This window comes from Clostridium homopropionicum DSM 5847, from assembly GCF_001263795.1.
GTDB classification, from domain to species: Bacteria; Bacillota; Clostridia; order Clostridiales; family Clostridiaceae; genus Clostridium_H; species Clostridium_H homopropionicum.
In genome coordinates this window covers 66,542-80,745 of sequence record NZ_LHUR01000010.1, presented here as the reverse complement: position 1 = coordinate 80,745, position 14,204 = coordinate 66,542, and the positions used below count along the sequence as shown (strand labels likewise).

Annotated in this window: 15 protein-coding genes and 1 riboswitch; of the genes, 14 read left to right on the top strand and 1 reads right to left on the bottom strand. The window is 31.7% G+C overall.

Features of this window, described 5'->3' with window-relative positions; all coding sequences use genetic code 11:
* Positions 1-26 precede the first annotated feature (26 nt).
* The 3 genes from CLHOM_RS01660 to CLHOM_RS17785 all read left to right on the top strand — a co-directional run bounded on the left by CLHOM_RS01660 (position 27) and on the right by CLHOM_RS17785 (position 962).
* Positions 27-242: a heavy-metal-associated domain-containing protein gene (locus tag CLHOM_RS01660; protein WP_052219944.1), complete on the top strand. Its 216-nt coding sequence runs from the start codon at positions 27-29 to the stop codon at positions 240-242.
* Positions 243-372: 130 nt separating this feature from the next.
* Positions 373-675, top strand: a complete 303-nt coding sequence (locus CLHOM_RS01655; RefSeq protein WP_052219943.1) for a hypothetical protein — start codon at positions 373-375, stop codon at positions 673-675.
* A 77-nt stretch (positions 676-752) separates the two neighbouring features.
* Positions 753-962 carry a peptide-methionine (S)-S-oxide reductase gene (locus tag CLHOM_RS17785; RefSeq protein WP_082204333.1) on the top strand — a complete coding sequence of 70 codons (210 nt, stop codon included), beginning with the start codon at positions 753-755 and terminating at the stop codon, positions 960-962.
* A gap of 84 nt (positions 963-1,046) precedes the next feature.
* Here CLHOM_RS17785 and CLHOM_RS01650 read toward each other — a convergent pair whose 3' ends face one another.
* Positions 1,047-1,292 carry a BhlA/UviB family holin-like peptide gene (locus tag CLHOM_RS01650; protein ID WP_052219942.1) on the bottom strand — a complete coding sequence of 82 codons (246 nt, stop codon included), beginning with the start codon at positions 1,290-1,292 and terminating at the stop codon, positions 1,047-1,049.
* Between the two features lie 314 nt (positions 1,293-1,606).
* On the opposite strand from CLHOM_RS01650, the gene CLHOM_RS01645 reads away from it, so the two are divergent.
* From CLHOM_RS01645 to CLHOM_RS01595, 11 genes are all read left to right on the top strand, one after another.
* The gene (locus tag CLHOM_RS01645; protein ID WP_052219941.1) at positions 1,607-1,894 is read left to right on the top strand and encodes a hypothetical protein; all 288 of its coding nucleotides are present in this window, start codon (positions 1,607-1,609) and stop codon (positions 1,892-1,894) included.
* A 158-nt stretch (positions 1,895-2,052) separates the two neighbouring features.
* A riboswitch (glycine riboswitch) is annotated at positions 2,053-2,157 on the top strand.
* Positions 2,158-2,221: 64 nt separating this feature from the next.
* Entirely contained in the window at positions 2,222-3,577 is a 1,356-nt protein-coding gene (locus tag CLHOM_RS01640; protein WP_052219940.1) for an alanine/glycine:cation symporter family protein, read from the top strand.
* Positions 3,578-3,954: 377 nt separating this feature from the next.
* Positions 3,955-4,776, top strand: coding sequence for a nitrogenase iron protein (gene nifH, locus CLHOM_RS01635; protein WP_052219939.1), 822 nt, complete (start codon positions 3,955-3,957; stop codon positions 4,774-4,776).
* 44 nt (positions 4,777-4,820) lie between these two features.
* A complete protein-coding gene (locus CLHOM_RS01630; protein ID WP_052219938.1) occupies positions 4,821-5,147 on the top strand; it encodes a P-II family nitrogen regulator in 327 nt (108 codons plus the stop codon).
* An 11-nt stretch (positions 5,148-5,158) separates the two neighbouring features.
* Entirely contained in the window at positions 5,159-5,542 is a 384-nt protein-coding gene (locus CLHOM_RS01625) for a P-II family nitrogen regulator (RefSeq protein WP_052219937.1), read from the top strand.
* Between the two features lie 23 nt (positions 5,543-5,565).
* Positions 5,566-7,173 (top strand): nitrogenase molybdenum-iron protein alpha chain, encoded by a 1,608-nt coding sequence (gene nifD, locus CLHOM_RS01620; RefSeq protein ID WP_052219936.1) that lies wholly within the window; start codon positions 5,566-5,568, stop codon positions 7,171-7,173.
* The gene (nifK, locus tag CLHOM_RS01615; RefSeq protein ID WP_052219935.1) at positions 7,167-8,537 is read left to right on the top strand and encodes a nitrogenase molybdenum-iron protein subunit beta; all 1,371 of its coding nucleotides are present in this window, start codon (positions 7,167-7,169) and stop codon (positions 8,535-8,537) included. The genes nifD and nifK overlap by 7 nt, the downstream gene beginning before the upstream one ends.
* A 95-nt stretch (positions 8,538-8,632) precedes the next feature.
* Positions 8,633-10,003 carry a nitrogenase iron-molybdenum cofactor biosynthesis protein NifE gene (nifE, locus tag CLHOM_RS01610; RefSeq protein ID WP_052219934.1) on the top strand — a complete coding sequence of 457 codons (1,371 nt, stop codon included), beginning with the start codon at positions 8,633-8,635 and terminating at the stop codon, positions 10,001-10,003.
* A 17-nt stretch (positions 10,004-10,020) separates the two neighbouring features.
* Positions 10,021-12,651: a nitrogenase cofactor biosynthesis protein NifB gene (gene nifB, locus CLHOM_RS01605; RefSeq protein WP_052219933.1), complete on the top strand. Its 2,631-nt coding sequence runs from the start codon at positions 10,021-10,023 to the stop codon at positions 12,649-12,651.
* A 40-nt stretch (positions 12,652-12,691) separates the two neighbouring features.
* On the top strand, positions 12,692-13,000 hold the full coding sequence (locus CLHOM_RS01600) for a 2Fe-2S ferredoxin (RefSeq protein ID WP_052219932.1): 309 nt from the start codon (positions 12,692-12,694) through the stop codon (positions 12,998-13,000).
* Positions 13,001-13,116: 116 nt separating this feature from the next.
* On the top strand, positions 13,117-14,202 hold the full coding sequence (locus CLHOM_RS01595; RefSeq protein ID WP_052219931.1) for a homocitrate synthase/isopropylmalate synthase family protein: 1,086 nt from the start codon (positions 13,117-13,119) through the stop codon (positions 14,200-14,202).
* Positions 14,203-14,204: the final 2 nt, after the last annotated feature.

Genomic DNA, 14,204 nt, shown 5'->3' with positions numbered 1-14,204 from the left:
TAAATAACTTTTAGGAGGAGTAAAAAATGAAAAAGAAAATATTAATTGAAGGTATGAGCTGCGGACATTGTGTTAAACACGTTAAGGATGCATTAAGTGAACTTAATGGTGTTACAAATGTAGATGTAAATTTAGATTCAAAGACAGCTATACTTGAATCTAACCTAGATGTAAAAGATGAAGAAATTAAATTTGCTGTTGATGATGCAGGATATGATGTAGTTGGAATAGAAAACCTATAATTATCTTTTAAAAGTCTGAAATAAATATTTCAGGCTTTTCTGTTTTCTTCATATGTTCTTCATAAGAATTATGTAAAATTTATTTAAAGCATTAGCTTTAAAATGAAGTAGACATATTGGAGGGATTAGTATGAATTGTCATTCAGATAATAAAGGAAAACAAGGTGCTCACAATCATAGTCCATTAAAGCATATGCTGCATATGATTCTATGCTGCGGGTTACCTATAGTTATAATAGGAGTTCTGCCATTAGTTGCTAGGTTCAGTCCTACAGTTGCTAAAGGGCTTGGATCAATAGCGCCGTTTATATGTCCATTGATGATGCTAGCAATGATACCAATGATGCTTGGAAATAATAAGAAAAGAAGCTGTTGCAGCAATGAAAATGAAAAACTTGATAAAAGCATAGAACTAAATAAGCCTGTAGAATAATAAATAGAAAATAACAAATACTACCTTAGAATAAAAGGTAGTATTCGTTTATGTACGAATAAGTAAAATATGTAGATATAGATGATGGAGAAACAATAATAGAGTCCGTTAGAGAACTTCAAAAAAGGTACCATAATCCTATTGCAATAGAGGTTTTGCCGCTTAAAAACTACTATAAAGCAGAGGAATATCACCAAAAGTATTTGGATAAAGACCCTGGAGGTTACTGTCATATTGGTATAGACAAATTTGAAAAAGCTAAGAATGCAACTTATCATAAATTATAATTATTATTCTTAAGCTTCAAATAGGATAAGAACCCCTATTGAAGCTTAAGAGTTTTTTATATTTTGGATAAAACTTGAATTGTTTTATACTTTGTCATTTTGATTTTTGGGAGTTATTTGTTCTTTTATATCCTTAACATCTTTTCTTACTTCTTCTATTAAGGTAAATTTTTCTGTGAGTTCTTCAATTATATTTTGATAATTTTTCTCTCTTTCTTCTTGCTTTAGGTCACGCTTTTCCTGAGCTTTTAATATATAGAATATAAGCGCTACCGATAGAGCAGCCCAAACACCTTGAGATGAAGCAAGTTTTATTAATTCACTTTCCACTAGTTCCACCTCCATTTTAATAGTTTGTTATAGCTACATTAATGAAGCTATAAGTAATAGAGGTAAGAATTTTAAAACTTTCCTTCAATATTATTTATATGAATAGAATCAATTTTAGTTTATTAAAATTACTGTTATAATATAAATATAATAAATATTATTAATAAAAAAAGACAGGGTTATGTAAAATGAAAAAGGTAATTTTATTGCTAAGTATAGAGGAATTTTAATTTTACTATTTAAAAAAATAAATTTTAATATATAATTATATATAGTGGTTTTATAAATCTATCTACAGAAAAGGAGAGGTTATTATGGATGTAGCAATGAATTATGCACTAGTAGCTTTAGGAATAATAGAAATAGTATTAGGAATTAACATGGATAAATTCACTAGAAATAAATACTCATCACAAAAAGTGAAGGATATAGAGGGACTAATAAAGTGGGAAAAGTTCACTAGTATTATTTTAGGTATTTGTATACTAATAATGGCTTTTGTTGGATTAATGGGTAGTTATGAACAATACAGTAACATATTTATAATGATCATACTTGCTTTATTAATAATAACTTTCTTTGGGAAAAGAAGATTTATTTAAAGTCACCATTGTATTGCTATTATAATTTTATTATAATAGTAAACGATTAATCTAAAACTAAATATGAGTTCGGATGATAATAACGGGAGAGAGATGAATTTTTCATCCACCGAAGAGGAAAAACTTTCAGGTAGTTTATTTAACTGATGACCGTTATTGGACGAGCCTCTGGAGAGATCCATTTAGTTGGGCACCGAAGGAGAAAAACAGCATTAATGTATGATGCTGTTGAAACTCTCAGGTAAAAGGACAGAGGATAGAATTATTAGAGAATAATTCAAGTTCTCCTCCGTTCTAATTAATAATAATTATCAGGAGGAATTTTTTATGTCAAAATTACTAGAAGTTTTTAACAAAATTGATTCAGTTGTATGGGGACCACCTCTATTAATTCTATTAGTTGGTACAGGTATTTACTTAACCATTAGACTTGGTTTATTACAAGTTATTAGATTACCTTTAGCCTTAAAATATGTCTTTGGAAAAGATGATGAGCTGGAGGAAGAGGGGGATGTTTCTAGTTTTGGTGCTTTGTGTACTGCTTTATCAGCTACTATAGGAACAGGTAATATAGTAGGAGTTGCAACAGCAATTCAAGTAGGGGGACCAGGAGCATTATTTTGGATGTGGATGGCTGCTTTTTTTGGTATGGCCACTAAATATGCAGAAGGGTTACTTGCCATCAGATTTAGAGTTACTGATGAAAATGGACAAATGGCTGGTGGACCTATGTACTATATAGAAAGAGGTCTTGGAAACAAATGGCTGGCTAAAATGTTTGCTATTTTTGGGGTAGCAGTAGCCTTCTTTGGGATAGGAACATTCCCGCAAATAAATGCTATAACTCAGGGTGTAAAACTTACCTTTAATATACCTATTATTATTACAGCTTTAGTAATAACAATTATAGTAGCTTTAGTTACTTTAGGTGGTATTAAAAGTATAGCAGCTGTTTCAGAAAAGATTGTTCCGCTTATGGCCATATTTTATATTGTTGGATCTATTACAATATTAATTGCTAACGCAGGAGCTTTACCTGAAACAATTAAAATGGTAATAGAGGGAGCGTTTACTACAACTGCAGCAGCAGGAGGTTTTGCTGGAGCAGGAGTAATGCTTGCTATAAGAAGTGGTGTTGCAAGAGGCGTATTTTCTAATGAATCAGGACTTGGTAGTGCACCGATTGCAGCAGCAGCGGCTAAAACAAAATCTTGTGTTCGTCAAGGACTTATATCTATGACTGGTACATTTTTTGACACTATTGTAATTTGTACCATGACAGGACTTGTGTTAATTTCTACTGGAGTGTGGAATTCTGGATTAAAGGGAGCAGCTATGACAAATCAAGCCTTTAGAACAGGATTATCTTCAATGCCTTATATAGGAGAATTGATTGTTACAGTAGGACTTATATTCTTTGCCTTTACAACAATCTTAGGATGGAATTATTACGGAGAAAGATGTGCTGTTTATCTTTTTGGAGTAAAAGGTATTATACCTTATAGAATAATTTATATTGGACTTGTTGCTGTAGGTGCATTTCTAAAACTTGATCTTATATGGATACTTGCAGATATTGTTAATGGACTAATGGCAATACCAAACTTAATTGCAATTGTAGGACTAAGTGGAATCATAGTTAGTGAGACAAGGCAGTTTTTTAAAGAATTGAAAATGAAATAACGAAATAATTAATATATTATAATAAATTCAATAATAAGGGTTAATATTCGTGATGGAACGAATATTAACCCTTATTTTGTTTTTGTAAACGTTGGCTTAAACATGATTTTGGGAATTTATTTATGAATTATCAAGTTCTAAATAATTCATTTTCATAATAAACTATTAAAAAAATAGGCACATAATTATCGATTTATCAATAATATAATATAAAAAATGATAAATTATCAAAAAACCTCTTGCTATTGTTTCTTGAAAATGATATATTCTTTATAACAAATAAAGCTAATGAATTTTGATATTTTTATTAGGAATGTTAGGATATCAAAATTTTAAAATATTAACTTATTACTTTAAATCAAGGAGGAGGAAATATTATGAGACAAGTAGCTATTTATGGAAAAGGTGGAATTGGAAAATCAACCACAACACAAAATTTAACAGCAGGTTTAGCTGAAATGGGAAAAAAAGTAATGGTAGTAGGCTGTGACCCTAAAGCAGACTCAACAAGACTTCTTTTAGGTGGACTAGCACAAAAGACTGTATTAGATACCTTAAGAGAAGAAGGCGATGATATTGAATTAGATGCAATATTGAAGGAAGGCTATGGTTCAATAAAATGTGTTGAATCAGGTGGACCTGAACCAGGAGTTGGATGTGCAGGTAGAGGTATAATAACTTCAATCAGTATGCTCGAAAATTTAGGAGCTTATGAAGCTGATTTAGATTATGTTTTTTATGATGTATTAGGAGACGTTGTATGTGGAGGATTTGCAATGCCGATCCGTGAAGGTAAGGCTCAAGAAATTTATATAGTAGCCAGTGGAGAAATGATGGCATTATATGCTGCCAACAATATTGCAAAAGGTATTCAAAAATACGCAAATACAGGTGGAGTTAGATTAGGTGGAATTATTTGCAACAGTAGAAAAGTTGATAACGAGAGAGAATTATTAGAAGCTTTTGCAACTGAATTAGGAAGTCAATTAATTCATTTTGTACCACGTGACAATCAAGTTCAAAGAGCAGAAATTCATAAAAAGACTGTTATAGATTTCTCTCCAGAAGCTGAACAAGCTGATGAGTATAGAGCACTTGCTAAAAAGATAGAAGAAAATAAAATGTTTGTTATTCCAAAACCAATGACTCAAGACAGACTAGAAGAAATCTTAATGGCACATGGACTTATGGATATTTAACCAAAATAATATTTAAAATATTAAAAAATAGGGGGTTAATTAATATGTTAATGATTAGAGCAATCGTAAGACCAGAAAGAGTTGAGCACATACTTTCAGAACTTTCAGATGCAGGTTTCCCAGCTGTAACAAAAATTGATGTTGTAGGAAGAGGAAAGCAAAGAGGAGTAAAGGTTGGAGACATTCATTATGATGAAATACCAAAAGATATGTTAATGATAGTAATCAAGGATGAAGATAAGGATGACTTAATAAGTTTAATAGTAAGAAATGCAAAAACTGGAGAAAAAGGTGCTTTTGGAGACGGAAAAATATTCATAACAGAAGTAAAAGAGGCTTACACTATTAGTTCAAATACTAAAGGACTATAGGAGGATCAGTTATGAAAGAAATAATGGCTATAATTAGAATGAACATGATAAACAAAACAAAAGATGCATTATTAAAGGAAGGTTTTCCATCATTCTACTGTAGAAAAGTAATGGGAAGAGGTAAGAAAAAAGTAGATTTCTCAATATTTGATACTTCTTTAAATGTTGAAGATTTGGCTTCATCAAATATAGTTGGTGAAATTGTAGAAACTCAAAGGCTTATACCTAAGAGAATGATATCACTAGTTGTTAATGATGAAGATGCTGAAAAAGTAGTTAAAACTATTATTGATATAAATATCACAGGAAATCCTGGAGATGGAAAAATATTTGTTATGGATATTCCAGAAACTATCAGAATTAGAACTGGAGAAGTTAACGAAGAGGCAATTTAAAATATTGAAGAGAGGTGACAAGAGTGAAGAAAATAGTAGATAAAGTGTTAGAAAAGTATCCTGCAAAAACCTTTAAAACAAGGAAAAAGCATATTATAGTTAAGGATGATTCTTATGAAATACCACAAATAGAGGCAAATACAAGAACTATTCCAGGTATAATAACTAACAGAGGATGTTGTTATGCTGGATGTAAGGGTGTTGTTGTTGGACCTATTAAAGATATGGTTCATATAGTTCATGGACCTATAGGCTGCTCTTATTATGCTTGGGGAACAAGAAGAAATAAGGCAAAGGCAGAAGATGGAGAAGATAATTTTATTCAGTATTGTTTTTCAACAGATATGCAAGAGAGCGATATAGTATTCGGTGGAGAAAAGAAACTTAGACAAGCAATTAAAGAGGCAATGGATCTATTTAATCCAAAAGCTATTTCTATATCTGCAACTTGTCCTGTAGGACTTATTGGTGACGATATAAATGCGGTTGCTGCAGAAGCAGAAAAAGAATATGGAATCCAAGTTCTAGCTTTCAATTGTGAAGGATACAAAGGAGTAAGCCAATCAGCCGGACATCATATTGCAAATAACAATTTTATAAAAAATGTTATTGGAAAAGGTGAAAGAAAATACGATAAAAAATGGAATATAAACTTACTTGGTGAGTACAACATCGGTGGAGATACTTGGGAGATAGAAAGAATTTTAAAGAAAATAGGTTACAATGTTGTAGCAACTTTAACAGGTGACGGATCTATTGAGAATATTAGAAATGCTCACAAAGCTAATCTAAACTTAGTTCAATGTCACAGATCAATAAACTATATTGCTGAAATGATAGAAACAAAATATGGAATACCTTGGGTAAAAGTTAATTTTATAGGAATAGATGCTACTATTCAAACTTTAAGGGATATGGCTAAAATTTATGATGATCCTGAATTAACTAAGAGAACTGAGGAAGTTATAGCAGAAGAAGTAGCTGCAATAGAGGGTGAATTAGTTTATTTAAAACAAAGGCTTGAAGGCAAAACGGCTTTCTTATATGTTGGTGGATCAAGATCACATCACTATCAAAATCTTCTTGCTACTTTCGGTGTGGAAACAGTACTTTCAGGATATGAATTTGCTCACCGTGATGACTACGAAGGAAGAGATGTTATTCCTACAATTAAGCCGGATGCAGATAGTAAGAATATTGAGGAATTAAAAGTTGAGAAGGATGAAGAAAACTACAGAATTATTTTATCAGAAGAAAGATATGAAAAATTAAAGAAGGATGTACCAAGCTTAGGAAACTATGCTGGACTTATAAAGGAATCAAAAAATAACAACATCATAATTGACGATTTAAATCATTATGAAACAGAAACCTTTATAAAAGTACTAAAACCAGATATGTTCTTCTCAGGAATAAAAGATAAATATGCTGTGCAAAAGATGGGTGTAATGTCAAAACAACTTCATTCTTATGATTATTCTGGACCATATGCTGGATTTAAAGGAGCAGTTATATTTGCAAAGGATGTACTTGCAGGCGTATATACTCCAGGCTGGAGATATGTAACTCCACCTTGGAAAACAGAACCATTAATTGAAGGGACAATAGAAAAGGAGGGAGCAGCATGTTAGATAAAACACCAAAGGAATTGTATGAAAGAAAAGCATTAAGAATAAACCCAGCTAAAACTTGTCAGCCAATCGGAGCTATGTATGCTGCTTTAGGTATTCATAAATGCTTACCTCACAGTCATGGATCACAAGGTTGTTGTTCTTACCACAGAATGCAGCTTACTAGACACTTCAAAGATCCTATAATGGCTTCAACTAGTTCTTTTACAGAAGGTTCTTCAGTTTTTGGAGGAGGAAGTAACCTTAAAACAGCGATAAAGAATGTATTTTCAATATATGAACCAGATATGATAGCTGTACACACAACTTGTCTTTCTGAGACCATAGGAGATGATCTTAGAACAATCATTAGCCAAGCGGAAAGCGAAGTTCCAGAAGGAAAATATGTTATCCACGCTAATACACCAAGTTATGTAGGGTCACATATTACTGGATTCTCAAATATGATAAAGGGTGCTGTTACCTACCTTTCTCAAAATACTGGAGAAGCAAATGGAAAAATAAATGTTCTTCCTGGATTTATTAGCCCTGGTGATATGAGAGAAATAAAGAGAATTTTAAATGTAATGGATATACCTTTTATAATGCTTCCAGACACTAGCGAAGTTGTTGATACACCTATGACAGGTACATTTGAAATGTATCCTAAAGGTGGTACTAAAATTAAAGATATAATTGATGCTGGAAATTCAAATTATACCTTGGCTTTAGGTAAATTTTCATCAGAAGCAGGTGCTGTAGCTTTAGAGAAAAAGTGTAAAGTGCCTATGGAAGTAATGAATATACCATTAGGAATAGAAGCAGTTGATAAATTTATTACAGAGTTAAGTAAAATTACTGGTAAAGAAGTACCTTATGAAATTGAAGAAGAAAGAGGTCAATTGGTAGACTTGATGTTAGACAGCCATTCTTATTTCTTCGGTAAAAAAGTAGCTGTATTTGGTGATCCTGATACAGTAATAAGCCTAACAGAGTTCATTATCAGTCTTGGAATGATTCCTAAATATGTAGTAACAGGAACTCCTGGTGACAGCTTTGATAAAGAGATTGGAGAAATGCTTGAAAAAGCAGGAATTAAAGACAGCATAGTTAAAAATGCTGGAGATTTATTCGAACTTCATCAATGGATAAAAAATGAACCTGTAGACTTACTAATTGGAAATACCTATGGAAAGTATATTGCGAAGGCAGAAGATATTCCTTTTGTAAGATTCGGTTTCCCAATCTTAGATAGATTTGCTCATCATTATTTCCCAACAACAGGATACAAAGGAGCAATTAGATTAGTTGAAATGATTGCTAATGCAATTATGGATAGAATTGATAGAGATGCTGAAGATGAAGATTTTGAGTTAGTAATGTAAATTTCAAATGAAGTTATATTTTTAGTGATAGAGCCAATTAAACTGCTCTATCACAAAATTTTAATAATAAATTAATGATAAAAGGGGTTGAAAATATGAAAAGTTTCGAAAGTGGAAGCAAACTAAAACATGAAATAATAAATGATAAAAATCTAATTAAAGAGAGACAAGGATTTGTTTGTTACAATTCAAAAGGTGACAACTCTAAGATTAGATGTGATGCAGATAGTGTTTCAGGATCCGTAAGTCAAAGAGCTTGCGTATATTGTGGTGCTAGGGTAGTTTTAAATCCAATAGCAGATGCTTTTCATATTGTTCATGGACCTATAGGCTGCGCAAGTTATACCTGGGATATTAGGGGAAGCTTAAGCAGCGGACCAGAAACCTATAGAAATAGTTTTTCCACAGATATAAGAGAAAATGATGTGATTTTTGGTGGAGAGAAAAAATTAGCAGCTGCAATAGATGAAATTGTTGAGAAGTTTTCACCTAAAGTTATCTTTGTATATTCTACTTGTATAGTAGGAGTTATAGGTGATGACGTTGAAGCAGTATGTAAACAAGCTGAAATAAAGCACTCCATTAGAGTTATATCTGTTAAGTCTCCAGGATTTGCAGGGAATAAGTCTATGGGATATAAAGCTGCATGTAATGCATTAATTGAGCTTATGGAAGATAATAATGGAGAAGAAATTGATGGAGTAAACTTTTTAGGAGATTTCAATTTAGCCGGTGAAATGTGGATTATACAAGATTATTTAAAACAAATGGGAATAAATGTAGTTGCAAAAATAACCGGTGATGGAAGGTGCGAAGAAATAAAGAATGCTCCTAAGGCTAAATTTAATATTGTGCAATGTGCAGGTTCTATGACTTATTTAGCAAAAAATATGGAAAGCTTATATAGAATACCATATATAAAAGTAAGTTTTTTCGGAGTTGAAGACACGAAATTATCACTGATGATGATTGCTGAAGCTACTGGGAATAAGAATATTGTAAGAAGAGCGGAAGAATTAATTGAGAAGATGGAAAAAGAATTAGGTAATAAACTTGATTTTTATAGAGAAAAGCTAAAAGGGAAAAAAGCTGCAATTTATGTTGGAGGAGGCTTTAAAGCCATTTCTCTTATAAAACAGTTTAAAGATCTAGGGATGGAAACAGTAATGGTAGGGACTCAGACTGGAAAAGAAGATGATTATGAAGTTATTAGAAATATAAGTGACGAAGGTACGATTATTTTAGATGACTCTAATCCATATGAGTTGGAAAAATTCATTAAAGAGAAAGAGGCAGATATTCTTGTTGGAGGGGTTAAGGAGAGACCTCTTGCGTATAAGCTTGGTGTTGGATTTTGTGACCATAACCATGAGAGAAAGATACCACTTTGCGGCTTTCAGGGAGCACTTAATTTTGCTAAAGAGATTCATTTAACTGTGAATAGTCCTATATGGGATATGCTTTAATATGGAGGGTGATTGAAATGAAAAGTAGAAATTTTGTAAATATGAATATAAATCCATGTAAAATGTGTATGCCTATGGGAGGGGTTATGGCCCTAAAGGGAATAGAGAATAGCATGGTTATATTGCACGGCTCTCAAGGCTGCAGTACTTATATTAGAAGACATATGGCAACACATTATAATGAGCCAATAGATATTGCTTCTTCATCCTTGACAGAACAAGGTACGGTTTTTGGAGGAGCAGAAAACTTAAAAAAAGGAATAAAAAATGTTGTTAAGTTATATAATCCAGAAATCATTGGAGTTTTTACAACCTGCCTTGCAGAGACAATTGGTGAGGATATACAAAGAATTGTAGGTGAATTCTATGAAGAGGTTGAAAAAGATGATGAATATAAAAATTTAAAAATCCTACCAGTAGCTTTACCAGGTTACGGCGGCACGCAAGCGGAAGGGTACTACAAAACCCTAAGAAAAATAGTAGAAACCTATAGTGAAGACAATAGTCCAAATGAAAAGATAAATATTATATGTGCAAACTTAAACCCTGGTGATGTTAGAAATATCAAAGAAATATTAGAAGATTTTGGTGTTGAATATATACTACTGCCTGATGTTTCAGATACATTAGATGCACCATACTTAAAGGAATATAAAAGAATACCAGAGGGTGGGACAAAATACAGCGATATTAAAATTATGGCAGGAGCAGCTGCTACTATTGAAATGGGATTAACCATTTCGGACAGCGAATCTCCAGGAGAATATTTAGAGGAGGTATTTGGAGTACCGCTTCATAAATGCCCTATTCCTATAGGAATTAAAAATACAGATAAATTTTTAAAATTAATTTCAGAGATAAGTGGAAAATCAATTCCGGATAAATATAAACTCCAGAGAAATAGATTTTTAGATGCTATGATAGATTCCCATAAATATAATGGAGAAGCAAGAGCGATTATTTATGGTGAACCAGAACTAGTATTAGCCATTTCAGATATTTGCTTAGAAAATGGAGTAACTCCTCTATTAATAGCAACTGGAGCTAAAAATTTTAGATTAAAAAGCTATCTTGAAGAAATTACTTCAAATTTAGAAGATAAAGTATTGATATTAGATGACACGGATTTTGAAACTATAGAAAAATATGCAAAAGAGCTTAAGGCTAATCTTATGATAGGAAATTCTGATGGAAGAAGAATAGAAGAAAAACTAGAAATTCCTTTGATTCGTATTGGGTTCCCAGTTCATGATAGAGTTGGTGCTCAAAGAAAAGTATTTACTGGATACTCTGGTTCTATCTCTTTAATAGATGAAATTGCTAATTCCATACTTGAAATTGCAGAAAAAAGCTTTAGAAAAACAGCTTTGAATGATTATTATAAAGAAATAAAAATGGAGGAAGAATCTATGGATAATAAGGATAAAACAGCATTCCATCCATGTTATAGTGAAGGAGCTCATAAATATGCTAGAATGCACATACCTGTAGCTCCGAAGTGTAATATAAGTTGTAATTATTGTAATAGAAAATATGATTGTGTAAATGAAAGCAGACCGGGAGTAACCAGTGAAGTATTAAAACCAGAAGAAGCACTAGAAAAATTCAAATTAGTGAAAAGCAAAATGGAAAACCTAACTGTAGTGGGAATTGCAGGACCTGGAGATGCATTAGCAAATTTTGAAGAAACAAAAAAATCTATAGAATTAATTAAAAATGAATGCCCAGGAACCACTTTCTGTTTATCTACAAACGGATTAATGCTTCCTTTCTATGCAAATGAAATAATAGACCTTGGAGTTTCACATGTCACTATTACAATTAACACTGTTGATCCAAAAATAGGAGCAAAACTTTATAAAGAGGTTAATTATTTAGGAACTAAGTTCACTGGAGAGACAGGTGCTACTATACTATTAAATAATCAATTATATGGACTTAAGTATCTTTCATCAAGAGGTATAATATGCAAGGTTAATATTGTAATGGTTAAGGGTGTAAATGATGAAGCTATAGAAGAAGTTGTTAAGACTGTTAAGGAGCATGGAGCATTTATGACAAATATAATGCAAATGATACCAGCTTCAGGAAGCGTCTTTGAAAATATGCCTCTTGTAAGTAATATTGAATTAAATGAGATGAGGAAAAAATGTGAAGTTGATCTAAAACAAATGTATCACTGCAAACAATGTAGAGCTGATGCCATAGGAACTCTTTCACATGATTGCTCCATTGATTTTAGAAAAACTGGCTGTGGCGGTGCAGGATGCAGTAGTGTTAAAGCTGTAGAGGTGAAGAAAAAACAATATAAGTTCGCTATTTCTTCTAAGAGTGGTGTTAACATTGACCAACATTTTGGACATGCTGAAGAGCTTTATATTTATGATTATGTAGATGGAAATGTGAAGTTTTTAGAAAAAAGAATTGTTAATAAGTATTGCAGCGGGGCAGAGGAATGTGACGATGAGCACGAGGACAAAATCACAAAGATAATAAAACTTGTGAAAGATTGCAATGCTGTACTAACTTTAAGAGTAGGCTTTGAACCTGCGAAGAAGCTTGAAGACAATGGAATTAAAATATTCCAGATGTATGAAGGAATAAATAAGGGAATTGAAAAAGCTATAGAACTATTAGAAGCCAGCTAAAGAATTTAAGAATTTAAGAATAATTAAGGAGTGGAGATAGATGTTAAAACCTAAATATCATATTTTCGTATGTACTAGCTGTAGAATAAATGGTCAACAAAAAGGATATTGTCATACAAAAGGATCTGTAGATATTACAACTAAATTTATGGAGGAAATAGAAGACCGAGATTTAGGTGGAGAGGTTATGATTACAAATACAGGTTGTTTTGGGATATGCAATGATGGACCAATAGTTGTAGTTTATCCTCAAGGAGTTTGGTATGGTGCTGTAAGTGAAGATGATGTAGAGGAAATTATAGAATCTCATATTGAAAATGGGAAGATAGTAAAGAGGTTGTTAATTTAAAATTTGGATGGAGAAATAAAAATTGTGTTAACTTTTGAAGGTAGGAATAGATAATAATTCAGTTAAGCTTTTATTGAACATATATTCCTACCTAGATTAATTAGGGGGGGATTAAAGTGGAATTAGTTAATAATAAAAATAAAAAATTAATAATAGATAGAACAATTCCAGAAATATTAAAAAAAAATCCCTACGTAAGCCAAAGTAAGCTTATTAAATTTTCTTATTTATTAAATGAAGTAGGGGTAAATTTAATAGAGATAGATAGTGATGTACTTAAAATAATAGAAAAATTGCCTAAGGATTTAAACTTCATTTACAGAATAAAAAAACAAGAGATTATTACAAGAAACCTGCTAAAGAATTTTAAGCACGTGGTTATTAGAGTGAATGATTTTTTAAATTTCAAGCTAAAGGATATTTATAAGCTTAAAGAAATGAAAATAATTTTTGAAGTTGATATAGATGATTTGAAGAAAATAAAAGATAAAGAAGAATTATGTATAGATATTACAAGCCAAAAACTTAAATTTGTAAAGGATATTTTAAAATTAAATAATGAAAGTTATATAAGAATTAACGGATTAAGTAAAAGTATTCTAGGGGATTGGGAAAGCACGATAGGTACTCTTAAAAATAATTTTAATATGAAAATTGATGTTTGCCCGGGAAATAAATTTAAAATGGCTACAGCTGTTGCCTTAGAAGCATTTAATGAGGATACTGACTCTATAACTATGAGCTTTCTAGGAAATGGAGATAAATATGGGTTTGCAGCTATGGAAGAAGTAATTTTGGCATTAAACAAGATATACGGCTATAATTTAGGAGGAAATACTTGCCTTTTTTCAGAGCTAAGTAAAGAATACCAAGATGTTACTGGAAATATAATACCAGGTTCAAAACCGATTTTAGGAAAAGATATCTTCAAATATGAATCTGGCATTCATGCAGATGGTATAGATAAGAGTCCAAATACTTATGAGCCTTATGATCCAAAGGATGTTGGACAAAGCAGAAAAATGATAATTGGTAAACACTCTGGCTCTGTATCGGTTATGAAAAAGCTTAGAGAGCTTAATATAAATTATGAAAAAATAAACATCAAAGCACTGCTGGAGGAAATAAGGGAGAGAAGTATCCAGCTTAAAGGAGAAATTATAGATGAGGAGTTAATTAAATTATCTATGAATTGCAGGTGATA